Source organism: Roseibium sp. RP-7, assembly GCF_053005225.1.
Genome location: NZ_JBRKQA010000001.1, coordinates 1,234,704 through 1,257,501, shown reverse-complemented (window position 1 = coordinate 1,257,501; position 22,798 = coordinate 1,234,704). Strand labels below are relative to the sequence as shown.

Below are 22,798 nucleotides of genomic sequence, written 5' to 3'. Positions count from 1 at the left end.
TCCGCAGGTTCTACTGCCCGCCCCCGAAGGAGTGGACGTAGACCGTCAGCGACTTGATGGTCGCCGGATCGAGACGATCGACCCAGGCCGGCATCACGCCGTTGCGCGGATTGTTGATCTGCGCCTTGATGGCGTCCAGCGACTTGCCATAGAGGTAATTGGCAGACAGCAGGCTCGGTGCACCGACATCCTGAATGCCCTTCAGGTCTTCGCCGTGGCAGGCTGCGCAGTTGTCGTCATAGACGGTCTGCCCCGCTGCCAGATCGACGCCTTCGTCGGTCTCAAGTCCCGCGCGGGATGCGACGAAGTTGGCAACCTGATTGATCTCCTCGCGGCTCAACAGCTCATCACGGCCGAAGGCTGGCATTTCGCCGATGCGTGCTTCGTCATGACCGGACCTGATACCGAATTCCAGCGTGGTGTGGATGTTATCCAGCGTGCCACCCCAGATCCAGGTGTCGTCCTGCAGGTTCGGATAACCTTCCGCACCCGTGCCGCCGGAACCGTGGCACGGTGCACAGTTGTCACCGAAAGCTGCCTGACCGTTGGCCCGGGCAAATTGCAGCAGCTCCTGATCGGTGGAGATGTCCTCAAGCGAGGCTGCCACGATCTTGTCGGCAAAGACCGACCGGTCGGAGATCCCCTTGTCGTAGGCAGCAATCGCCTCGGTCCGCTGGTTGGCACCCAGTACACCGGTGGTGTAGCTGGAGACCAGCGGCCAGGACGGGTAGAGAACCCAGTAGATCACCGCCCAGACAATGCAGGCGTAGAACAGATACAGCCACCATTTCGGCAGAGGATTGTTCAGTTCTTTCAGACCGTCCCATTCGTGGCCGGTGGTTTCGACCCCGGAGATCTGGTCGACTTCCTTGTTATGTGTGTCTGCCATGGATCAGTCCTCCCGAAACGGGATTTGAGCAGCGTCGTCGAACTTTTTCCGGTTCTTCGGCCACAATGCGTAGGCCAGAACGACGCCAAACAGGATCATGAAGTAGAGTAGGCCCCAGGTTTGTGCGAAGCCTGCGAATGCTGAGTATGTCTCGTTCATCGCCCTTACCTCGCGTTTGCCTTGTCGTCATAGATCGAGAAATCGACCATGGTACCCAGCACCTGGAGATAGGCGACAAGCGCGTCCATCTCGGTCACTTCCCTCGGATTGCCGTCGAAATCGCGGATCGTGGCATTCGGCCAGCGTTCCTCGAAGCCATCCGCCGCTTCCGTGTCCGGTCTCGCCTGACCGAGGATGTCAGATGCGGCATTTGCAATCTGCTCTTCGGTATACGGCACGCCGATCACGGTGTTGACCGTCAGGTGAGACTCGATGTCCCGGGTGTTGAGGCGGTTTTCAGCCAGGAACGGATAGCCGGGCATGATGGACGCTGGAACCAGCGAGCGTGGGTCCTTCAGGTGCTCCACATGCCAGTCGTCGGAGTATTTGCCACCGACGCGGGCCAGATCCGGACCGGTACGCTTGGACCCCCACTGGAACGGATGGTCGTACATCGATTCCGCAGCCAGCGAGAAATGACCGTAGCGTTCCATTTCATCGCGCATCGGACGCACCATCTGCGAGTGGCACAGATAGCAGCCTTCGCGGATGTAGATATTGCGTCCGGCCAGTTCGAGCGGCGTATAGGGCCGCACGCCTTCGGTCTTTTCGATCGTGCTCTTCAGATAGAAGAGCGGAGCGATCTCGACCAGGCCGCCGATGGCGACCATGACCAGAATGCCGATCAAGAGAACGAAGGAGTTCTTTTCAAAGACTTCGTGTTTTTTCCATGCAGACATAGTCTGTCCCTCCCTTATTCGGCCGGAGCCAGGGAGCCAGCCGGCGTGGCATCGGCTTCTTCAGCCTCGCCGTGACGGACGGTCATCCAGAGATTGTAGGCCATGATCACGGCGCCGAGCACGAAGAGCGCACCGCCAAGAGCACGGATGATGTAGAAGGGATGCATCGCCTCGACGGTTTCCACGAAGGAGTACTCCAGGAAGCCGAGCTGGTCGTAGGCGCGCCACATCAGGCCCTGCATGATACCGGACACCCACATCGCGGTGATGTAGAGAACGATACCGATCGTGGACAGCCAGAAGTGCAGGTTCACGAGCTTCAGCGAATACAGCTGACGCTTGTTCCAGAGCCACGGGATCAGGCAGTAGATCGCGCCGAACGAGATGTAGCCAACCCAGCCCAGGGCACCGGAGTGCACGTGACCGATGGTCCAGTCGGTGTAGTGCGACAGGGAGTTGACCGAGCGCAGCGACATCAGCGGACCTTCAAAGGTGGACATGCCGTAGAAGGCGACCGAAACCACCATCATGCGCAGAACCGGGTCGGTCCGCAGCTTGTCCCATGCACCCGAAAGCGTCATCAGGCCGTTGATCATGCCACCCCAGGACGGCATCCACAGGATGATGGAGAAGGTTGCACCCAGCGTAGACGCCCACTGCGGCAGAGCCGTGTAGTGAAGGTGGTGCGGACCTGCCCAGATGTAGATGAAGATCAGCGCCCAGAAGTGCACGATGGAAAGACGGTAGGAATAGACCGGCCGCTCCGCGCGCTTCGGGATGAAGTAGTACATGATGGCAAGGAAGCCGGCGGTCAGGAAGAAGCCCACCGCGTTATGGCCGTACCACCACTGCACCATGGCGTCCTGAACGCCCGACCAGACGATGTAGGACTTGGTCGAGTAGATCGAGACCGGAATGGTCAGGTTGTTGGTGATGTGCAGCATGGCAATCGTGACGATGAACGCCAGATAAAACCAGTTGGCCACGTAGATATGCGGTTCCTTGCGCTTCCAGAGCGTGCCCAGGAACAGCAGCAGGTAGGCCACCCAGACGATGGTCAGCCACAGGTCGGCATACCATTCCGGCTCGGCATATTCCTTGCTCTGTGTCGCGCCGAGCAGATAACCCGTTCCCGCGATCACGATGAAGGCGTTGTAACCCAGGATAACGAACCAGGGCAGGATCTTGCCGGGCATGCGCACGCGGCAGGTGCGCTGGACCACATACATGGATGTTGCCAGCAGCACGTTGCCGCCGAAGGCGAAAATCACCGCGGAGGTGTGCAGCGGGCGCAGGCGCCCGAAATTGGTCCACGGCAAATCAAAGTTCAGCGCAGGCCAGGCCAGCTGAAGAGCGATGATCAAACCGACCGTGAAACCGGCAATGCCCCAGAACATTGCCGCGACCGCACCGAATTTGATCGGTCCGATGTTGTAGTTTGGTTTGCCGTCGATTTCGGCCGGAATCACTTCCCCGCCGTCATCGAAGTAGTTCTTGAAAATCAGAAACACGCTGACGGCGGCGAACAATGCGCCTATGCCAGCGTGGAATGCCATGACCTGATCGAATGTCTTGCCTGCCACGATGATGCAGGCAAACGCAAGCAGCACAAGGAAGATGGCGAAGCCGCCTTCCTCGAGCGAGATCATTTTGGCCTTGTTTTGTGCCATTTTAGCGCCCCAGTCTTGAAATCGTTACAAGGTGCCAACGATGGCACGACCATGCACACGACTCTGAAAATGCCGCGTTGATTCATATCAACATGCCAGCAATTGGCGATGTCGGAACAGCCTCCAAAGGTCAGATTGCATTGCGTAAATTGTCGCGGGCAAGATGAAGGCACGCCGTGAAAGGGATGTGACGCCGGCCTGAAGGACGTAGGCCGGTTTGCGGCAACGTCCTGGCACCCTTGCTCATCCGCCGGTCTTGCGGTTTTCCGAAGCCAAGGACCGGGAAACGTGTTACGCCGTTCTTCCTTCCGCTGAAGGGCGATGCTTTCTGGCGCGTCCGATGGCCCCTGATCTGCCGCTGACGACCTTCCACCTCGACACGGGACCCCTCCCTTGAACGCTGCATCTCAAAATGGCGCAAGCCTCCATCCCAATATCATCGGCAGCCTCTGGATGGTGGCTGCGATGGCCGCCTTCGCATTGGAAGATGCCTTCGTGAAGCAGGCTGCGGCACAGTTGCCCGTGGCGGAAATCCTGGTGCTGTTCGGCGTCGGCGGAACCATTGCCTTCTTCGGACTTGCCACTGTCACAGGCGAGAAAGTTCTCAACCGGGACGTTTTCTCGCCTGTCATGCGAGTTCGCTTCGCCTTCGAACTGGTCGGCCGGTTGTTCTATGTTCTGGCGTTGGCCCTGACGCCGCTCTCCTCGACCACTGCCATTCTCCAGGCAACACCGATATTCGTTGTGCTGGGCGCTTCCCTGTTCTTTGGCGAAAAGGTCGGGTGGCGCAGGTGGACAGCAATCTTTATCGGCCTTGTGGGCGTCCTGATCGTGCTCCGACCGACCAGCGACAGCTTTTCTTTGCTTTCGGTCCTGGCCGTCATCGGCATGCTTGGCTTCTCCGGCCGCGACCTTGCCAGCCGCGCTGCGCCGGCGACCCTCAGCACCAATATCCTCGGGTTCTACGGTTTCCTGACGATCATAATCGCCGGTCTCGTCTATGGTCTTTGGGACATGTCCGCCTTCGTGGTGCCTGAAACAACCGCCCTTCTCGCCCTTGGAACCGCAGTCTTCTGTGGTGTCTTTGCCTATAGCGCCCTGATGAAGGCCATGCGCACCGGAGAAATCGCCACCGTCACACCGTTCCGCTATTCGCGGCTGCTGTTCGGCGTCCTGCTCGGTGCCGTCTGGTTCAACGAGCGGATCGACGCGCAGATGCTGGTTGGCTGCACCGTCATCGTCGGATCGGGACTGTTCATCCTGTGGCGCGGCAACAAGGCGAAGACCCGGCGCACTTGAAACAGGAACAGCCTTTCAGGCACCTAGCCCATCTGACGCAAGGCCTGCAGCACCTGACCGGCCGCACCTTTGCCCCGGCTTGCCGGAAGGGCCCACAGGCAGATCTGATGCTGTAGCGGGACAACTGCTGCAAGAGGCGCCACCAGGGTGCCGGCGGCAAGCTGATCTGCGACAAGTGAGCGGTGCGCCATCAGAACGCCTGCGCCGTTCAGTGCTTCTTCGACCGCAAGAGCATAAAGCGAGAAGACAGGTCCGCGTGGCGCAAACCCCTCGCCCGGCATAGCTTCATCCGCCCATTTCCGCCAATCGTCTGCCCAGGCCGTGTCCGTCAGACAAACCGCCTCTTTCAGATCACCAGGCCGTTTGAGCGCCTTTGCAAGGGCCGGTGTGCAGACGGGCAGCAATTCGTCTCCCGAAAACGCGATCCCGTTGTCCGGAACGCTGTCGCAGTAGAAAAGGCAGAGATCGAATGGCACCCGCTTCAGGTTCGGCGGTGTTTCAAGGGCTGTGACCGAAATGTCGATCTCCGGCAACTTCTCGCGAAGCTGCGGCAGTCTGGGGGCCAGCCAAAGCTGCGCCAGCGCCGGCAGGGCCGCAATGTGTATCCTGCCGGGTGCAGCATCACGCCTCAGGTCGCGCACCGCAGTTCCAAGCTGGTCGAATGCGGCGACAAAACCCGGTAGTGCCCGCAGACCAGTAGCCGTCAGGCGGACCCCCTTGGCATGCCGCACGAACAGGGCCGCGCCGATTTCCTGCTCCAGCGCCTTGATCTGCGCTGCCACGGCTCCGGGTGTAACCTGCAGTTCCGCCGCGGCCTGTGCAAACCCACCGAGGCGCGCGGACGCTTCGAACGCTCTCAGTGCGTTCAGCGAAGGCAGTCTGGGGACGGGAGGAGCTACCGACATCTGAAAGACCTATTTTTTCTAGCCCTCGAATTTCTAAAATCTGATTTGCGCGAACACAAGCGGAGATGGACACTTTGTCCAAATAGAACCGGAGTTCCGACATGACCGCGCAAGACAAATGCCCCTGGCTCCCCGCTGTGGCTGCCACCCGTATCGACGAGATCACCCAGGCAACTTCGCCTCTCGGATCCGAGGCAATTGCCGCGCGCATCGAAGCGCTGGCCGAGACCAACAGGACCATCCACGAGAAAGACTGCTTCAATCTCAACCCCGCGACCAACGTGATGAACCCGCGCGCCGAAGCCTTGCTGGCGAGCGGCATGGGGTCCCGTCCCTCGCTCGGCTACCCGGGTGACAAATATGAGATGGGCCTCGAAGCCATCGAGGAAATCGAGGTGATTGCAGCGAACCTTGCCTGCGAAATCTTCCAGTCGGCTTATGCGGAAATCCGGGTCGCCTCGGGCGCGCTGGCAAATCTTTATGCATTTATGGCAACCACAAAGCCGGGCGACGCCATCATCGCACCGCCTGCGTCCGTCGGTGGCCACGTCACTCACCATGCGCCGGGCTGTGCCGGTCTTTATGGCCTGGATATCCACGAAGCACCGGTCGATGCGGACGGCTACACGATCGATCTGGAAGGTCTGCGCGCCCTGGCCCTGAAGGTTCGGCCGAAGCTGATTACCATCGGCATGAGCCTCAACCTGTTCCCGCACCCGGTAAAAGAAATTCGGGCCATTGCCGATGAAGTCGGCGCCTTTGTCCTGTTCGATGCAGCCCATCAGTGCGGCATGATTGCCGGTGGCGTCTTTTCCGATCCGCTGTCGGAAGGCGCACATCTCATGACCATGAGCACCTACAAGAGCCTGGGTGGTCCCGCTGGCGGGCTGATCGTCAGCAATGACCAGGATCTTGCCCGCAAGCTCGACAAGATTGCCTTTCCGGGGCTGACAGCCAACTTTGACATTGCAAAGTCTGCCGCGCTCGCCATCACCCTTCTGGATTGGCGCGATTTCGGCAAGGCCTACGCTGCCGAAATGGCCGCCAGCGCCGGTGCGCTCGCCGCTGGTCTCGAAGCAGAGGGAATGCCGGTGTTCACTACCGCCAAGGGGACAACCGCTTCACATCAGTTTGCCCTGGAAGCGGCAGCCCTCGGCGGCGGTCAGGCAGCTTCGAAGAAGCTTCGCCAGGCAGGGTTTCTGGCATGCGGAATCGGACTGCCGATAGCGCCCGTCGCCGGTGACATGAACGGCCTGAGGTTCGGAACACCGGAACTGGTCCGCTGGGGCATGACGACGGTCGACATGCCAGAGCTGGCCAAACTGATAGCCGAAGCGCTGCGGTCGAACGATCCGGCAGCGATGTCAGGACGCGTGGCCAAATGGCGCCAGAGTTTCAACACGCTCCACTTCATCCACCCTTGAGAAGCGTCACTCAACCTGCAGATCGGCGGTTCTTTGTTCCGCACTCAGGACCGCTAAGCAGGATCAGTTGCTTCGACGCCCCAGAACAAGTCCGGTGATGAAAGGCAGCAGCAGCACCATTCCGGTAAAGCGGGCGATCTGGTGCGCAGCCACAAAGGCGGGGTCGAGATCCAGCATGAATGCGAGCAGCGTCATCACCTCAAGTCCGCCAGGCGCATAGGCAAGCAGGGCCTGGCCAAAGGGAATGTCCACCAGTTCGGCAACGATCCACGCCCCGGCAAGCGAGGTCAGGAACGCCGCGGCAAAGGCGGCCATGGATGCGCCGAGCACGCTGAGAAACTGGCGCAGTGTCATGGAGGCAAAGCGGCAACCGATGTGAGCGCCCATCATGACAAAACACGGCAGCACGATGTAGCCCGGCAGGACAAGGACCAAGAGACCGGATGCATTGAGGCCGGCACTCATGAAAAACGCCCCAGTCAGACCGCCACCTGGAACTCTGGCCTTGATGGCAAGCCAGCTTGCCGCGAGGCAGAGCGGTATCCCGATCAGGAAGTCCTTGAGACCGGAGACATAAATCGTGCCGCTGCCCCCGCCCGCCGGTTCTGCGGAGGACACAACGGCGAAAGGCAGCACCGCCACCAGAACGAACAGACGCAAGGACTGGCTGGAAGCGATGCGGGGAAGGTCCGCCCCTCGTTCGGTGGCGAGGGCTATGACATAGGAAAGTGCACCGGGAATGGCACCGAAATAGGCCGTTTCCCTGGACCATTTCGCCCCGTAGTGCAGAACCGCGTAGCCCGCGAACGTGACCGCCACCATGACAGCGATCAGCATGGCCATGGACACCGGCCACTCCGCCACCCGGTCAACGATATCGGGATGGACACCCGCCCCCATGGAGATGCCGATCATGACGAAGAGCGCATCTCGCAGCGGGACCGGCATGAGCGTCGGCACTTGCGCAAGCGTTGCGATGGCAACGAAGACCATGGCGCCCGACAGCCAGGCCGCGGGAAGCCCGAACAGGTTGAATGTTGCTCCTCCGGCAGCGGCAATGAGAAGTGTGACCGCAAGTCTTCCGGCGGCAGATTGAAACGAATTGGCAGGCATCGGGAACCGTTGAGCTTGGAATGGCTCCTTGAGCTATAAATGGATTGATCGGCCAGCGCATGGTTGATTGCATGGATCAACATGTACGGCCTGTATTTTATCAGGCGGTTGTCCCCGGCAACTGTACAGGACGGGGCTCCGTGAAAGGTTTACCCTCAATTCCTTCCAGTTCACAGGCCCTGTGTATCGCCGGGCGCATTTCCAGCCGTTCGCACAGGGCGCGCAGGTGGGGCGTCGCCGCCAGGGACCACTTGCCCTCATTACGATAGATCTGCGCCCACCTGGCACAGGCAGCAAGATAGTGGTCGAGGATGGAAAGGTCCTGTCCCAGGAGAAATGGTCCACTCCAAGTGGCAAGTTCAGTTTCCAGATGCGCGAAACTGCCGGCGATCCGGCGGGTCAGCCCAGCGTGAAGGCTCAAGGCCGTCTCCGGGTCGCGAACGTATCTTTCCGGCTTGAAGGAGATCCGAAGGTCGGAATGCAGGGTGTTTGAGAGAAAAAACAACCATTTCAGAAATCGGCCGCGCTGTGGAGAGGCCGGCGCCGGAGCCAGACAGCCGTGCGCGTCTGCCAGATGCAAGGCGATCGCGGCGGTTTCGAACATGGGGGCATCCTGACCCGGCACTTCCAGAACCGGGATCAAACCTTGGGGATTGAGCCGCCGATATGCTTCCGAATTCTGTTCGGAGATCAACCTGTCAACAGTCACGTAGTCATAGGGCAGGCCCAGTTCTTCCAGTATCATCCTGACAATGAAATTGGCGCTGTCAGGCGAACCATGCAGGCGATAGCGCTCCAGATCTTCAGCTTTCCGGGTCGGTTCAGTTGCGGCAAGCAAATCGGTCAACCCACAGCTCTCCATCGAATTGCGTGTCTTTCAAACGGCTGGACTTGAGCGATATCAAGGCACGACCGGGCGAAGGACGGATAGATCGACACATGATGAAAGATCCGCTCTCCTACGCCATGCGCAACGTACCGCGCTATACAAGTTATCCGACAGCACCGCATTTTCATGACGGCGTAACGGCCGGCGTTTATGCGGACTGGCTCAAGGCGCTTTCGCCGCAGGACTCGCTTTCGCTGTACCTGCATGTCCCCTATTGCCGTGAGCTCTGCCATTATTGCGGCTGCCATACCAAGGCGACCCGTCAGGATGCGCCGCTCAAGGCCTATGCAGCGACACTCGGCCAGGAAATCAATCTGGCTGCCGGGCACATGCCGAATGCCGGTCCTGTCCGGCACATTCACTGGGGCGGCGGCACACCCAGCCTTCTGCCACGGCAGAGCCTGATCGACCTCACCGGCCTGATGCGTGTCAATTTCGACCTTGCACCGGACCTGGAACATGCCATCGAACTCGATCCGAGGCTTGTTACGGAACAGCTCGCCGAGACGCTGGCCATCATCGGAGTGAACCGGGCCAGCCTTGGCGTTCAGGACTTTGATCCCGACGTTCAAAAGGCCATCGGCCGTCTTCAACCCTACAGGGTCGTCAAACAGGCCGTAGAGTTTCTGACAGCAGCCGGTGTCACCGCGCTCAATTTCGACCTGATGTATGGATTGCCCGGCCAATCGCCGGAGACGATACTTGATACGGTGGAAAAGACGCTCTCGCTGGCACCCGGGCGCATTGCCCTGTTCGGCTATGCCCATGTGCCCTGGATGCGCAAGCACCAGCGCCTGATTGACGAAAGCACCTTGCCGAATGCCGCCGAACGGCTGGCCCTTGCGGACCTCGCCCGCGCGGAACTGCTCAAGGCCGGTTATGTCGCCATCGGGCTAGATCATTTTGCCCGGCCGGACGACAGCATGGCCATCGCCCTTTCGGACGGCTCCCTGAAGCGCAATTTCCAGGGCTATACGACGGATCAGGGCGAACAACTCGTTGGCTTCGGCGTCTCCTCTATCGGACGTCTGTCTGCCGGCTATGTTCAGAACATGTCTGATGTCGGCAACTGGCGCCGGGCAATCATGGCGAGCGAATTGCCGGTATCCAAGGGCTTGGCGCTTTCTGCCGACGACCGTTTGCGGGCACGGATCATCGAAGAGCTGATGACCAACTATGCCTGCGATCTCGTGCCGGCCTGCCGCGCATTCGGCCTGCCGACAAGCCACTTGAACGATGCTTTCGATGCCTTGCAGGACCTGGCCGCCGACGGCCTGGTCCGTCTGGAAGTGGACAATGAAACAGCCAGGGTTGAGGTAACTGAGACCGGACGGCCTTACGTACGTCTCGCAGCTGCAGCCTTTGACGCCTATCTGGCGGCGAGCCAGGCAAGTGGCAAGGCCCGGCATTCTGCCGCGGTTTGAAGAAAATGGCCCCAAGGCGAAACCCTGGGGCCGAATACCGAACTTGCCAGCTTACGGATCGCCGAAGATCGACAACAAAAAGGGCCGCGAAAATCGCAGCCCTTTCCAGGTCGACTATAAAGCAACGGATCAGTGCATACCTGTCATCTGACAGAGGCTGCAGACCTTGTTGAGATGGATCTGGTCGGCGCGGTCGACGCGGATAACGCCCCGGCGCTTCAGATCGGACACAACGCGGCTGACAGTCTCGATGGTCAGACCCAGATAGTCGGCGATTTCCTGCCGGGTCATGTGCAGTCTCAGGTCGAACCCGTCGTCGCTGTCGTCAATCGGCCCAACGCAGCCGACACCACCGCGATCCGGAACGAGATGCATCAGAAAGCTTGCAACCCGTTCGACAGCGGACTTGCGGCCAAGCAGAACGGCATGCTCGTGCAGCACGCGCATCTGGTTGGTCAGGCATCTGGTGAGCGTGCGCTGAAGCGCATCGGAACGTTCGACCTGCTTCAGATCGATTTCCTGAATTTCGGCATTGGTGAGTGTTTCGGCGGTGCAGTCGTTCTCGTCACTGCCCGCAAGACCGAAAATGTCACCGGGACGAAGGACTTCGACAACCTGGCGGCGTCCGTCCGGCAGCAGCTTGTAAAGCATCACCGAGCCCTTCACCAACTCATAGAGCCGCTTTGCGGGATCGCCTTCGTAATAGATCACCGCATGGGTGTCGTATTGGACAGCCTTGCCGCCAAATTCCGAAAACGATGTCTTGCTGGGTGTGCAGATGGGAGCACCTGTCATTCTTGGTGCTGCGCCCTGGCCGGGGGTACCCGCGTCGAAATAAGCCATATGTCCCTCCTTCGTGCCTGTGGCACGGCCTTCATTTGCTACGTCAGCGGGTGATCTCCATTCCTTGGTGCTTCCATTTCCGCACCGCTCGAAAAATCGACCACTGCTTGCAGGTGTCCCGTCCGACACCCCGCAGCTTGCAGGATGCACTCTAAAACGCGGAGTGCACACAACGTAATTCGGTCGACTGCGTAAGATAAACTACATATGAGCCGTAACGACGCAGCCGACTAAGGTCTAATCAGGCCGGGACTGCCTGCGCGTTTCGGGCGCGCGAAGCCGACGCCCGCCAAAATCGGCAGCGCTCAATCTCGAACACTCAATTTTCTGAAATTGGGTCAAACAGGCGGAGAGATCAGATGATCGCCTTCTGAGCCATGGCCGCCGTCAGCATGTCTATCGACAGCGGTTTCCTCAGAATTTTGAGCCCCGGAAGCTCACGAATTTGCTGCAACAGGTTCACTCTCGACTTGCCGGAAATGGCAAGGATGCTCGGAGGTGTTGGCAGGCCCATGAGTTCACGAACGACATCCGTGCCGCATCTGTCGGGAAGACCGATGTCAACGATCACCCAATCGTCCGACGAAGGAATACCGCCGGCGAAAAAACTCTCCGCATCTTTGTAAGTTATCGGATGATGATCGAGATCTTCGAGCGCAATCGCCAATGCATCGGCGACTGCTTCATCATCTTCAACAATGTGAACAACCACGAATGTAGATCCTCAAAGCCTGCCCCCAACGCAGACGATCAATCATACATACGCGATATTTTGCTTGCCGGATGTACGCAGAAATACGTTTCGGCATGCCGGTCATCCGGAAAAGCATTCCAGCCGTTCGCCTGAACCCGGCTTATCCCGAGGCGGAGTGGCCCAAAACAATGCGAACGAGATCCGCCGCATTGCGTGCGCCCAGTTTTTCCATGATGCGCGCCCGGTGCACTTCTACCGTTCTCGGACTGATTCCAAGAGTGCGACCGGCTTCCTTGTTGGAAGCTCCGTCGGTGATTTCCTTCAAGACTTCCAGCTCACGGCGGGTCAGCAGATCCGCTCCCTGGAAGGAGGCCGTGACGACCTCGTCCTGACGCTGCTTGGTGATGGCGATGCTTTCCTTCACCCGCTCCAGCACGGTTTCGGCGGAAAACGGTTTTTCCACGAAGTCAAAGGCGCCGTTGCGAATGGCTTCAACAGCCATCGGAATGTCGCCCTGGCCGGAAATGATGAAGATCGGCGCCGGATAGTGTTCGGCATTCAGCGCCTTGAGAATCTCGATACCGGAGCGCCCAGGCATATGGACATCCAGCATGACACAGGCAGGAACAGCCTTGCTTGCAGACTGCACGAAAGTGTCGCCATCCGAGAAGGTTTCGACCACATAGCCTTCCATATTGAAAAGCACCGACAGGGCGTCGCGCACCGCCGGATCATCATCAACGATGTATATGGCCTCCGCGTCAGCTTTCATGTCCATCACTTCCTCAGCTCATTTCTTTCGAACCGTTCGTTTCGGCTCTTTCTGCAACATCTTCTTCGGGCGGGTCTATTGGCAAAGACAACACGAAGGAGGCTCCTCGTCCGTTTGCCCCCTTTTCCAGACGCAAATCACCACCATGGTTTTGAGCAATCGAACGGGATATCGCCAAGCCCAGGCCAACCCCCTTGTGCTTGGCACCCGTAAAGGCCCGGAACAGGTTGTCAACCAGCTCTTCGGGAACGCCCGGGCCGTTGTCCGTAACCCGAAATTCCAGGCGATCTCCATTCCGGCATACGGCCAGCACTACCTTGCGGTCGGCCTGATCGCAGACCGCTTCGCGCGCATTGCGCAGCAGGTTGATGAGAATCTGCCGAATCTGCACCGGGTCGGCCATCAGTGGCGGCAGTCCTCTTGCGATCTCGGCCTTCATGATCGATCTGCCATTGCCGCTGCCGAGTTCCGCCATTTCCAGGCAGCTGGTGACAAAGTCCCGCACTTCGATCGACTGGCGATTGGGCGTTTTCTTTTCCACCAGTTGACGCATGCGCTGGATGATTTCTCCCGCCCGCTCGGCTTCGCGTACCGCCTTGTCGATAACCTCGATGATGAAGGGATCCAGGGATTTGTCGGCACGGGTTTTGCGCGATACGGATTGCAGGTAGAGCAGTACAGCTGTCAGCGGCTGGTTGAGCTCATGCGCAATCGCCGCGCCCATTTCGTCCAGTGCGCTGATCCGGGTCATGTGGAGAAGCTGTGCCTGGGTCTTGGCCAACCGGTCTTCCATCTGTCGGCGCGAGCGCAGGTCGCGCAGGATGCCGATGAATTGTCGTCCGGCCGGTGTCCATGCCTCACCGACAGACAGCTCGATGGGAAAGACCGTGCCGTCCTTGTGGCGGGCCTGGACCTCGCGGCCGATACCGATGATCTTCTTATGACCGGTGGTGAGATAGTTGTTCACGTAGTGATCATGCGCGTTGGCATATTCTGCAGGCATGATCCTGTTGACATTGCGTCCCAGAAGGTCCGCGGCTTCATAGCCGAAAAGCCGTTCGCAGGCCTTGTTGAAGGCCAGCACCTGCGCACGGTCATTGATCACGACAATGCCGTCGGCCGCGGTATCGAAAACACTGGCAAGACGCGCTTCCGTTACGGCTGCATTGTCATCATCGTGATCTAAAACGTCGTCGCCCACCGTCCCCGCACCCAAATGGAATTCTCGTCCCGTCTAGGTTTAAGGGTTTTCCCGTAGGCCAGCAACCCGTCAGGGCTCTAAATCTCTGGTATCCAAGTGCTAATTCGACGCACTGCTTCCTCCAGGTGATCCTCGCGCCGGGCATAGCATAACCTTAGGTGATGTTCACCGCCCTTGCCGAACGCAGTGCCCGGTGCAAGACCCACACCTGTCTGGCGAACAAGGTCCAGCGCAAAGTTGCGTGTGTCCGTGACGCCCTCAATGGAAAAGAAGAGATAGAACGCGCCGTCGGGTGGCAGCACCTTCACGCGGTTAAGGCCCTGCAATCCCTTGAGAACACAGTCACGCCCCTTGCGAGCACGTGCGACCTGCTCCTGCAGGAACGTGCGCCCTTCGGTCAGGGCGGCAACGGCGCCCCACTGCGAAAAGGACGGAACACCCGACGTCGAATACTGGATCAGGTTTTCAAACACCTGGCCGAGTTCCGGCGGCGCCGAGATCCAGCCGACCCGCCACCCGGTCATTGCCCAGTTCTTGGACATGGAATTCACGAAGATGATGCGGTCGTCTTCTTCGGCTATATCGTAGAAGGAGGGCGAACGCTCCCCTTCCCCGTAATAGAACAGTGCATAGATTTCGTCCGCGATGATCCAAAGGTCATGCTTTCGCGCGAGATCCAGAAAAGCCTTCAAGAGGTCTTCGCTTGCAACCCATCCGGTCGGGTTGCAGGGCGAGTTCAGGAAGAGAGCGGTCGTCTGCGGCGTGATCGCTGCTTCGACGTCCTCAATGGCCAGCCGCCAGCCGTCGCCCTCCTCCCGCATCGGCACACTGACCGAACGCGCCCCGTGAATTTCGATGGCAGCCGATATGTTCGGCCAGGACGGCGTCGGCACGATCACTTCGCGCCCGGCTCCTGCAACCGCCTGCACGGCGAGTTGAATGGACTGCATGCCCGATCCGGTCACATAGAATCGTTCCGGCGAGAAAGGCTTGCCGTAAAGATCCTGATGATAGGCCGCCAGTGCCTCGCGCAGCTGCGGGATGCCGCGCTGGTATGTGTAGAACGTCTCGCCCCGGTCGAGCGACGCTTTTGCGGCTGCGCGGATGAACTCGGGCGTCGGCAGATCGCCTTCGCCTGCCCAGAGCGGGATCAGATCTTTCCGGTCACGTCCGGCATTGAAAACTTCGACGATACCGCTTTCAGGTGCGGTTCTGGCTTCCGGGCTCAATCGCTCGATCAGGCTGGTCACGTGGCAGATCCTTCATTGTCAATTGGCGCCACCTTATCGGGTTTGCTTGCCAATGTTCCATGAAAGGATGTGAAGAAGACTTCACCGAAGGTGATCAATTCACATACCTTGGGAAAGCCTCGAAAGCAGATCAGTCGCAAGGCGAATAGACAGATCGATTTGGCTGTGGTCGGATCGGACAAGGCAGCGTAAGGGGTTGCCGGGAAACAGGTTCGAGCCGGCCCGACAAGAGGCCGACGGAACCCATGCCGCTCGGGAGGACGGTTACCAGATCATGCTGCATGGATGGCTCGTGATACTGGCCGCAACGGCCTACATCCTGTGCTTGTTCGCCATCGCCAGCTTCGGCGACCGGATGCCGCGCCGGTATTCGTCGCGTACGGGCGGCCGCCCCTTCATCTACGCCCTGTCGCTTTCGGTCTATTGTACGTCCTGGACCTTCTACGGCTCAGTCGGCAACGCCAGCCGGACGGGCATCGAATTCCTGACCATCTATATCGGCCCCTTGATTGTTTTCGCGCTCGGTTATCCGCTGCTGCAGCGGATCATCCAGATCTCCAAGACAGAAAGCATCACGTCGATCGCCGATTTCATCGGCGCGCGGTACGGCAAGAGCCAGTCGGTCGCAGCACTTGCCACACTGATTGCGGTCATTGGCGTCATTCCCTACATCGCCCTGCAGCTGAAAGCCGTGTCGCTGTCGATCACCACCATGATCGGCCCGCTGATCTCCCCCGGTGACATCTTCACGCCGGTGTTCGATGACGTCACCCTGCTGATTGCCCTCGGCATGGCCATCTTCAGCTGGGCGTTCGGAACAAGACACATTGACGCGACGGAGCACCAGGAAGGGCTGATGCTGGCGATCGCAGCCGAGGCGGTGGTCAAGCTCATCGCCTTTCTCGCGGTCGGCTTCTGGGTCACCTACTCGCTTTTCGACGGCCCGGTCGACCTGATCCGTTCCATCTCGGAAGCGCCTGAAGTCGCGCAGATTTTCGAAAAACCGCTGAACATCGGCAACTGGCTCGTCATGTCGTGCCTGTCGGCCTTTGCGGTGCTCTTGTTGCCGCGCCAGTTCCACGTCACGGTGACGGAGAACAATTCAGACGCCGAGCTGCGCCGCGCGACCTGGATGTTTCCGCTCTATCTGGTGCTGATCAACCTGTTCGTGATCCCGATTGCAGCTGCCGGCCTGCTGCGCTTCGGACAGGACGTCAATCCGGACACCTTCGTTCTGGCCCTGCCCATAGACGCCGGACACCCGTGGCTTGCCCTCTTTGCCTTCATCGGAGGCCTTTCGGCGGCAACGGCCATGGTCATCGTGGCGACGGTTGCGCTGGCCATCATGATTTCCAACGACATCGTTGTGCCGCTCCTGCTGCGCCGGCACAGCGAGGACGACATCGTCAACATCGGCGGCCAGGACATGAGCGACCGGCTGCTGACGATCCGCCGCCTCGCCATCTTCGGCATCCTTCTGCTGGCTTATGCCTACTACAAGGCGGCCGGCAATACCGCGGCGCTCGTTTCCATCGGGCTTCTGTCCTTCGCCGCAATCGCGCAATTCGCTCCCGCTTTCGTCGGCGCCCTCTTCTGGCGCCGGGCCACGTCTCTGGGGGCCATCGCCGGGTTGAGCGGCGGGTTTGTCTTCTGGGCCTATACGCTGCTGCTACCGACCTTCGCCAAATCCGGCCTGATTTCCGACGGCTTCCTGGAAACCGGCCCGTTCGGCATTAGCGAACTGAACCCGCAAGCCCTGCTCGGGATCACCATGGATCCGTTCATCCATGGCACCCTGTGGAGCCTTTTCGTCAACATTGTCCTGTTTGTTGGCGGCTCTTTCCTGAGAAAGCCTCTGCCTGCGGAAACCCTTCAGGCAAACGTCTTCGTACCGGCCGAGTTCGCGCCCTCCCCCAGCCTGCGTTACTGGCGTACGTCCGTTACCGCCGGAGACTTGCAGGCAACCGTCGCGCGCTATCTCGGCGAAGAGCGGACAGCCCGTTCGTTCCGGCGGTTTGCGAGCGAACGAGGTATCGAACTCGATCCGAAAACTTTGGCGGACGCCAACCTGCTGCGCTTTTCCGAGCAGCTTCTGGCAAGTGCCATTGGAGCGGCCTCGTCGCGCCTTGTGCTGACCTTGATGCTCAAGCGGCACGACCCGTCGACCAAGGGCGCAGTGAAGCTGCTCGACGACGCCTCCATCGCCATTCAGTACAACCGCGACCTGCTGCAGACGGCACTCGATCAGGTGCGCCAGGGCATCGGAGTGTTCGACCGGGATCTGCGCCTGATCTGCTGGAACAGGCAGTTCCGCGACCTGCTGGGACTGCCTGCCGAATATGGTCAGGTCGGCACCACACTGGATGCGATCCTGCGTTTCAACGCGGAACGGGGCGAGCATGGCCCCGGGCCTGTGGAGGCGATCGTCGCCGACCGGATCGAGAAGCTGGTGCTGATCCAGGAAACCTTTCAGGAAAAACTGGAATCAAGCGGAGCGGTGTTCGAAGTCCGCATCAGTCCGATGCCCGACGGCGGCATCGTGACCACCTATACAGACATCACCGAGCGGGTTCTGGCGGAAGAAGCGCTCGCCCGCGCCAACGAGACGCTGGAACGCCGGGTCAGGGAACGCACGGAAGAACTCACCCACGTCAACGAGCGCCTGGTGGAGGCCACCCACGCCGCGGAAGAAGCCAATATCGGCAAGACCCGTTTCCTGGCAGCGGCCGGACATGACATCCTGCAGCCTCTGAATGCCGCTCGTCTTTACGCCTCGGTTCTGGTCGACAAGCTTAAGGACGGCGACGACGGCTCGCTGGTCCGCAATGTGGAAATGGCACTGGAATCGGTCGAGGACATTCTCGGCGCCGTCCTCGATATTTCCAGGCTCGACACCGGCGCCCTGAAACCGGAACCGACGGTCTTCCGGCTGGACGAACTGCTGCGCGGAATCGATCTCGATTTCCAGCCTGTCGCCAAGGAAAAGGGGCTGGAACTGCGGATCGTGCCGACGTCCCTTTCGGTGCGGACAGACAGACGCCTTATGCGGCGCCTGCTGCAGAACCTCGTTTCGAACGCTTTGAAATACACTCAGTCAGGCCGCGTCCTTGTGGGGTGCCGCCGACGCGGCAATCGGGTGATCGTGGAAATTCACGACACGGGCATGGGCATCCCGAAAAGCAAGCAGAAGGCGATTTTCCAGGAGTTTCACCGGCTGGATGACGGCATGCGCGTTGCAAAGGGGCTGGGGCTAGGCTTGTCCATTGTCGAGCGCATCAGCCACGTTCTGAACCATCCGGTTGAACTCCGCTCGGAAGCCAACAAGGGCTCGTGCTTCTCGGTCGAACTGCCTCGTTCCGCGGACATGCCCGATCTCGTTCCCATTCCGCAGGCCCCAACCATGGCTGGCCAGCTTGATGGTCTTTGCGTTGTGGCCATCGACAACGAGCCGGACATCCTGAGCGGCATGCGCCACCTGCTGACGAACTGGAACTGCAAGGTGATTGCAGCTGCCGATGACGTGGAGGCGGCAAACGAGCTCAGCAAAGCCGGCCTGACGCCGGACGTCATACTGGCGGACTATCACCTCGACAATGGGACCGGTATCGAGGCGATCTTGAAACTGAGATGGAAATTCGGTCGCCAGATCCCCGCGATCCTGATCACCGCGGACCGGAGCCGCCCTGTGCGCACGGAAGCCGAGGAAAAGGACATCGCCTTCTTCAACAAGCCGCTGAAACCGGCTGCCCTGCGTGCCCATCTGGCCCGCTGCCAGGCAGGCCAGGCGGCCGAATAAGCCGCGTTGGAGCCCGGGTCCCGAACGCTGTCAGCACCAATGCATCAGGAAGCTGAGCGGAGCGCTCCAGGGTTCTTCGGCGCGGTGCTCGGCGAACGGTCCTGCCAATCTTCCCTGCGAATCTGGGCGACCCGCATCGGATTGGGATCCGGCTTGCCGAAGTAATAGCCTTGCATGGTGTCGCAGCCGAGCGTGCGCAAAGCATCCACCTGAAACTGGCGCTCCACGCCTTCTGCCGTGACTTCCAGACCAAGGTTATGCGCAAGCGCAATGACTGCAGAGATGATCGCCAGACCGTCGCTGCGTTCGCCGATTTCATCGACGAAGGATTTGTCGATCTTGATCTTGTCGAACTTGTAGTGCCGCAGATACGAAAGAGACGAATAGCCCGTACCAAAGTCGTCCAGCGCGATGCGGATACCAAGGTCACGCAGTTTCTGCAGCTTGATCGATGCTGTGCCGAAGTCGCGCAGGAACACGGATTCGGTGATTTCCAGGACAAGGCGTTCCGGCGGGAACCCCGTTTCCTGCAGCACGGTCAGGATCTGTTCCACCAGATTTGGATCCATGAACTGGACCGGCGACAGGTTGACCGCAACGCTCTCCAGTTCGGGACATTGGGCTGCCGCTGCACAGGCTTTCCTCAGAACCCAACTGCCGAGCGGCAGTATCAGACCCGCGTGTTCGGCAATCGGAATGAACACGTCCGGCGGCACCTCACCACGCTCGGGATGCAGCCAGCGGAGCAGGACCTCGCTGGACACCACCTTGCCGGACCGGGCGTCCACGATCGGCTGAAAATCGACATTGAGCTTGCCGTATTCGAATGCTTCGCGCAGATCCGATTCCAGTTCGCGGCGCTCGCGGACCTCGCGCTCCATGTCCTGCTCGAAGGCAAGCGACCGTCCCCGGCCACCTTCCTTTGCCTTGTAAAGCGCAATGTCAGCCTTGCGCATCAGATCGTCGACAGTGTCCTTGCTGTCGCACAGACGGGTGAACCCGACGGTGGCACCAATGGCGAAGTCGCGACGGCCAATCCGGAAAGGCTTGCGTGTCACGGCAACCAGTTCCTCGGCAAATGCAAGAGCCGCCTGATCGCTGACGAAACGGCCAAGCGCGGCGAATTCATCGCCACCGAAACGCGCGAGCATCGTTCTGCCTTCGCCAAGGGCGGTAAACCGGCTTGCGACCTGCCGCAGAAGTTCATCCCCTGCCGGGTGGCCGCTGGTATCGTTCACGACCTTGAAATTGTCGAGGTCAATGAGGAACAGCGTCAGTGTGTTCTGGCCGTTCTGGTTTTGCTCTTCCAGTTGCGCCTCGGCCTGTTTCAGGAACCAGCTCCGATTGCCGATCCCCGTCAGGGAATCGTGCTCGGCCAGGTGAGAAACAAGGGCGCTTGCCCTGCGGGCTTCGGTGATGTCGGAAGCAACACCGCGGTAACCGGTAAAGGAACCATGGTCGTCGTAGACCGGACGTGCTGCCAGGGACCACCAGCGCTCCTCGCCGTTCACGTCCACCCCGATGACGATTTCGCGGAAGGCTTGCTGACGCTTCATGGCGTTTTCCAGCCTGGTCACGGCGGACCGCGCATCGTTCTCGTCCAGGGAATAGGCCAGATCGACCATGCGCATGGTTTCCAGTTCCGCCCGGTCCCGGCCACTGGCATGTAAGAATCGGTCGGAAATGGAATGCAGATTACCGTGGCTATCCGATTTCCAGAGCCAGTCGCTGGACTTTTCCTCGAACTCGTTCAGCAGCAGAGCGATCAGTTCACCGCGTTGTTCCAGCTCGGCTTCGGCAAGGAAATGGGAGGCAAACAGCCAGCCTGCCGAAGCAACGCTGCCGACCACCACCAGCGTGTAGCTGCTCAACAGGAAGACCAGCGGCCACAGCTCCGCGCTGCGTCCGATTGCGAATGATACGAGCGATGCAAGGAACAGGATCGCGACCCAGCGAAAGGCTGCCTGCGGCACGGTTGCCAGCGTAAAACCGCCTCCGCACAGCATGCCGGTGGTAACGCAGGAGGCAATCCAGATGCCGTCGGGATCGCCATAGCCGAATGCGGCAATTGGAACGACCGCCCAAAGGCCACTGAAAATCGTCGCGTGCAAGACCGCCTTGTTCAGAGATCGCCGCGAGGCAAGATGAATTGGCGACCTGTTCGCTTTCAGCCACTTGAACAGGGTGTAGGCAAGAAAAGCTCCAATGGCCGCAATCCAGACGGCAATGAAACTGAACGGCATGAAGTGCTGAAACGCGAGCGTAATGACGATTACGTTGACGACGTTTGCCAGCACGATAAAGGGTGTCAGGCGCGCGATGCTCGCGATCTGCGCTGCACGTACCTTGCGGGCGAGGAGTTCGTCGACCACCGGGTGGCCGAACGCGAGCATGAAGGCGCGAACAGGATTGCTTTCCTGCTGTCCGGTCTGCGTGTTCGCGTCAGACTGGAAGTCCACCTTGAGCTGACGACCGGGCAACACGAAGGCCATGCCGATCGTCTTGAAGATCAGTCGCCAATTGAAGCTGGACCGCATTTTCTCTCCGGGTGGCTACTCGCACTCTGCGTGGCAGCGCCCCGCAGCAATGACGGTTACAGCCATTCCCTGAAATTACGGTAAAAACGGTGGTCTGGATTCCGCTATGTTTTTGCAATCCTGACTGGAAAGCTCGCCCTGAAGGCCTACAGAAATTGCATCCGGGCAGGTCGATCTCAGCACGCAAAGCAGAAAACGGTCTCCCGCATTGGAGACCGTTTCCAGGTGGACCAGCCAGAAAGTAACGTGGCGCGTGTGCCAGGCGTTACTGAGCCTGGGCAGCCTCGGCAGTTTCGCCGCCAACCTGCCACTGCCCGGCCTCGATCTTGGACGCTGCAATAACGGCCTGGGTTCTGCTTTCCACGCCAAGCTTTTGCAGGATCGCGGATACATGGGCCTTTACGGTCGCTTCCGAAACGGACAGTTCGTAGGCAATCTGCTTGTTCAGAAGACCTTCGGACAGCATCATCAGAACACGAACCTGCTGAGGGGTAAGCGTTGCAAGGCGCTGGACCAGATCACCGCTGCCATCGTCGGCGGCAAGGTCGACATCCGGCGGGGTCCACATGTTGCCGGACATGACCTCCGAAATCGCCTCGCGAATGACATCGATCCCGTGAGACTTCGGAATGAAGCCGGAAGCTCCGAATTCAACCGCGCGCCGGATGGCCTGCGGATCTTCATTGGCCGAGACCACCACCACAGGAACGCCGGAATATTGGGCCCGCAAGTACATAAGCCCGGAAAAACCGCGCATGCCGGGCATGGACAGATCAAGCAGGATGAGATCGACTTCGCCATCCTGTTCCAGCTTGGCCGTAACGTCCTCCAACGCACCGGCTTCCTCGATCACAGCATCGGGGTATTGTGTTTCGAGCGTTTGACGCAGAGCACCCCGAAACAGGGGATGATCATCCGCGATGATGAACCGATACGATGTCGCCGACACGTTGTTATTCCTCCCTCAACGGTCCGTTTGGCCCGCAGGTTCCGCCAGAGCCATGCGTCGCAGTCATCCTGCACCCGCTCGCTTCTTGATTTTATGGCGAAGCCCCGTTGTTGCGGCCATTGTGAAGTATGTTTGCAACATGGGTTACGCGCAAGTCAAACCATGCTTTTGACCAACACTCCATGTTCACGCGCTGCGCATTCGCTGCTGGCACGGCAAATAGGCTGCCTTTAGGCGCAAGAAA

Annotated in this window: 18 protein-coding genes; 4 read left to right on the top strand and 14 right to left on the bottom strand. The window is 59.6% G+C overall.

Features of this window, described 5'->3' with window-relative positions:
* Positions 1-10 precede the first annotated feature (10 nt).
* From ccoP to ccoN, 4 genes are read right to left on the bottom strand one after another with little or no spacing between them, the layout of a single operon-like run.
* The gene (gene ccoP, locus ACVDG9_RS05715) at positions 11-889 is read right to left on the bottom strand and encodes a cytochrome-c oxidase, cbb3-type subunit III (protein WP_023001742.1); all 879 of its coding nucleotides are present in this window, start codon (positions 887-889) and stop codon (positions 11-13) included.
* Positions 890-892: 3 nt separating this feature from the next.
* On the bottom strand, positions 893-1,048 hold the full coding sequence (locus tag ACVDG9_RS05710; protein WP_006933670.1) for a cbb3-type cytochrome c oxidase subunit 3: 156 nt from the start codon (positions 1,046-1,048) through the stop codon (positions 893-895).
* A 5-nt stretch (positions 1,049-1,053) separates the two neighbouring features.
* Positions 1,054-1,788 (bottom strand): cytochrome-c oxidase, cbb3-type subunit II, encoded by a 735-nt coding sequence (gene ccoO, locus ACVDG9_RS05705; protein ID WP_077290595.1) that lies wholly within the window; start codon positions 1,786-1,788, stop codon positions 1,054-1,056.
* Between the two features lie 14 nt (positions 1,789-1,802).
* Positions 1,803-3,458, bottom strand: coding sequence for a cytochrome-c oxidase, cbb3-type subunit I (ccoN, locus tag ACVDG9_RS05700; RefSeq protein WP_075281394.1), 1,656 nt, complete (start codon positions 3,456-3,458; stop codon positions 1,803-1,805).
* A 393-nt stretch (positions 3,459-3,851) separates the two neighbouring features.
* Between ccoN and ACVDG9_RS05695 the strand changes: the two genes are divergently transcribed.
* Positions 3,852-4,757, top strand: coding sequence for a DMT family transporter (locus ACVDG9_RS05695; RefSeq protein WP_447237466.1), 906 nt, complete (start codon positions 3,852-3,854; stop codon positions 4,755-4,757).
* 23 nt (positions 4,758-4,780) lie between these two features.
* Here ACVDG9_RS05695 and ACVDG9_RS05690 read toward each other — a convergent pair whose 3' ends face one another.
* Complete coding sequence (locus ACVDG9_RS05690) at positions 4,781-5,662, bottom strand: LysR family transcriptional regulator (RefSeq protein WP_447237465.1); 882 nt, start codon at positions 5,660-5,662, stop codon at positions 4,781-4,783.
* A gap of 101 nt (positions 5,663-5,763) precedes the next feature.
* Here ACVDG9_RS05690 and glyA point away from each other — a divergent pair, with 101 nt between their 5' ends.
* Positions 5,764-7,086 carry a serine hydroxymethyltransferase gene (gene glyA, locus ACVDG9_RS05685; protein ID WP_447237464.1) on the top strand — a complete coding sequence of 441 codons (1,323 nt, stop codon included), beginning with the start codon at positions 5,764-5,766 and terminating at the stop codon, positions 7,084-7,086.
* Positions 7,087-7,149: 63 nt separating this feature from the next.
* Here the strand turns inward: glyA and ACVDG9_RS05680 are convergent, their stop codons facing one another.
* Together ACVDG9_RS05680 and ACVDG9_RS05675 are read right to left on the bottom strand one after the other, a co-directional pair.
* A complete protein-coding gene (locus tag ACVDG9_RS05680; protein WP_075281397.1) occupies positions 7,150-8,199 on the bottom strand; it encodes an AbrB family protein in 1,050 nt (349 codons plus the stop codon).
* 100 nt (positions 8,200-8,299) lie between these two features.
* Complete coding sequence (locus tag ACVDG9_RS05675; RefSeq protein ID WP_447237463.1) at positions 8,300-9,046, bottom strand: glutathione S-transferase family protein; 747 nt, start codon at positions 9,044-9,046, stop codon at positions 8,300-8,302.
* 92 nt (positions 9,047-9,138) lie between these two features.
* Here ACVDG9_RS05675 and hemN point away from each other — a divergent pair, with 92 nt between their 5' ends.
* The gene (hemN, locus tag ACVDG9_RS05670) at positions 9,139-10,512 is read left to right on the top strand and encodes an oxygen-independent coproporphyrinogen III oxidase (protein ID WP_447237462.1); all 1,374 of its coding nucleotides are present in this window, start codon (positions 9,139-9,141) and stop codon (positions 10,510-10,512) included.
* 129 nt (positions 10,513-10,641) lie between these two features.
* Here hemN and ACVDG9_RS05665 read toward each other — a convergent pair whose 3' ends face one another.
* From ACVDG9_RS05665 to ACVDG9_RS05645, 5 genes are all read right to left on the bottom strand, one after another.
* Complete coding sequence (locus ACVDG9_RS05665; RefSeq protein ID WP_023001751.1) at positions 10,642-11,355, bottom strand: Crp/Fnr family transcriptional regulator; 714 nt, start codon at positions 11,353-11,355, stop codon at positions 10,642-10,644.
* Positions 11,356-11,710: 355 nt separating this feature from the next.
* Positions 11,711-12,067, bottom strand: a complete 357-nt coding sequence (locus ACVDG9_RS05660) for a response regulator (protein WP_055658168.1) — start codon at positions 12,065-12,067, stop codon at positions 11,711-11,713.
* 142 nt (positions 12,068-12,209) lie between these two features.
* Positions 12,210-12,827 carry a response regulator transcription factor gene (locus ACVDG9_RS05655; RefSeq protein ID WP_023001753.1) on the bottom strand — a complete coding sequence of 206 codons (618 nt, stop codon included), beginning with the start codon at positions 12,825-12,827 and terminating at the stop codon, positions 12,210-12,212.
* Positions 12,828-12,834: 7 nt separating this feature from the next.
* Entirely contained in the window at positions 12,835-14,022 is a 1,188-nt protein-coding gene (locus ACVDG9_RS05650; protein WP_023001754.1) for a two-component system sensor histidine kinase NtrB, read from the bottom strand.
* A gap of 77 nt (positions 14,023-14,099) precedes the next feature.
* Complete coding sequence (locus ACVDG9_RS05645; RefSeq protein ID WP_168685971.1) at positions 14,100-15,272, bottom strand: pyridoxal phosphate-dependent aminotransferase; 1,173 nt, start codon at positions 15,270-15,272, stop codon at positions 14,100-14,102.
* A gap of 274 nt (positions 15,273-15,546) precedes the next feature.
* On the opposite strand from ACVDG9_RS05645, the gene ACVDG9_RS05640 reads away from it, so the two are divergent.
* A complete protein-coding gene (locus ACVDG9_RS05640; RefSeq protein ID WP_031269641.1) occupies positions 15,547-19,068 on the top strand; it encodes a PAS domain-containing hybrid sensor histidine kinase/response regulator in 3,522 nt (1,173 codons plus the stop codon).
* Positions 19,069-19,112: 44 nt separating this feature from the next.
* On the opposite strand, the gene ACVDG9_RS05635 is transcribed toward ACVDG9_RS05640, so the two are convergent.
* Together ACVDG9_RS05635 and ACVDG9_RS05630 are read right to left on the bottom strand one after the other, a co-directional pair.
* Entirely contained in the window at positions 19,113-21,605 is a 2,493-nt protein-coding gene (locus ACVDG9_RS05635; protein ID WP_447237461.1) for a putative bifunctional diguanylate cyclase/phosphodiesterase, read from the bottom strand.
* Between the two features lie 265 nt (positions 21,606-21,870).
* Positions 21,871-22,554, bottom strand: coding sequence for a response regulator transcription factor (locus tag ACVDG9_RS05630; protein WP_023001759.1), 684 nt, complete (start codon positions 22,552-22,554; stop codon positions 21,871-21,873).
* Positions 22,555-22,798: the final 244 nt, after the last annotated feature.

What these genes read in the sequence shown, in the direction of transcription:
- ccoP (WP_023001742.1), bottom strand. Translation starts at nt 889, where the DNA reads ATGGCAGACACACATAACAAGGAAGTCGACCAGATCTCCGGGGTCGAA.
- ACVDG9_RS05710 (WP_006933670.1), bottom strand. Translation starts at nt 1,048, where the DNA reads ATGAACGAGACATACTCAGCATTCGCAGGCTTCGCACAAACCTGGGGC.
- ccoO (WP_077290595.1), bottom strand. Translation starts at nt 1,788, where the DNA reads ATGTCTGCATGGAAAAAACACGAAGTCTTTGAAAAGAACTCCTTCGTT.
- ccoN (WP_075281394.1), bottom strand. Translation starts at nt 3,458, where the DNA reads ATGGCACAAAACAAGGCCAAAATGATCTCGCTCGAGGAAGGCGGCTTC.
- ACVDG9_RS05690 (WP_447237465.1), bottom strand. Translation starts at nt 5,662, where the DNA reads ATGTCGGTAGCTCCTCCCGTCCCCAGACTGCCTTCGCTGAACGCACTG.
- glyA (WP_447237464.1), top strand. Translation starts at nt 5,764, where the DNA reads ATGACCGCGCAAGACAAATGCCCCTGGCTCCCCGCTGTGGCTGCCACC.
- ACVDG9_RS05680 (WP_075281397.1), bottom strand. Translation starts at nt 8,199, where the DNA reads ATGCCTGCCAATTCGTTTCAATCTGCCGCCGGAAGACTTGCGGTCACA.
- hemN (WP_447237462.1), top strand. Translation starts at nt 9,139, where the DNA reads ATGATGAAAGATCCGCTCTCCTACGCCATGCGCAACGTACCGCGCTAT.
- ACVDG9_RS05665 (WP_023001751.1), bottom strand. Translation starts at nt 11,355, where the DNA reads ATGGCTTATTTCGACGCGGGTACCCCCGGCCAGGGCGCAGCACCAAGA.
- ACVDG9_RS05655 (WP_023001753.1), bottom strand. Translation starts at nt 12,827, where the DNA reads ATGGACATGAAAGCTGACGCGGAGGCCATATACATCGTTGATGATGAT.
- ACVDG9_RS05640 (WP_031269641.1), top strand. Translation starts at nt 15,547, where the DNA reads ATGCTGCATGGATGGCTCGTGATACTGGCCGCAACGGCCTACATCCTG.
- ACVDG9_RS05635 (WP_447237461.1), bottom strand. Translation starts at nt 21,605, where the DNA reads ATGCGGTCCAGCTTCAATTGGCGACTGATCTTCAAGACGATCGGCATG.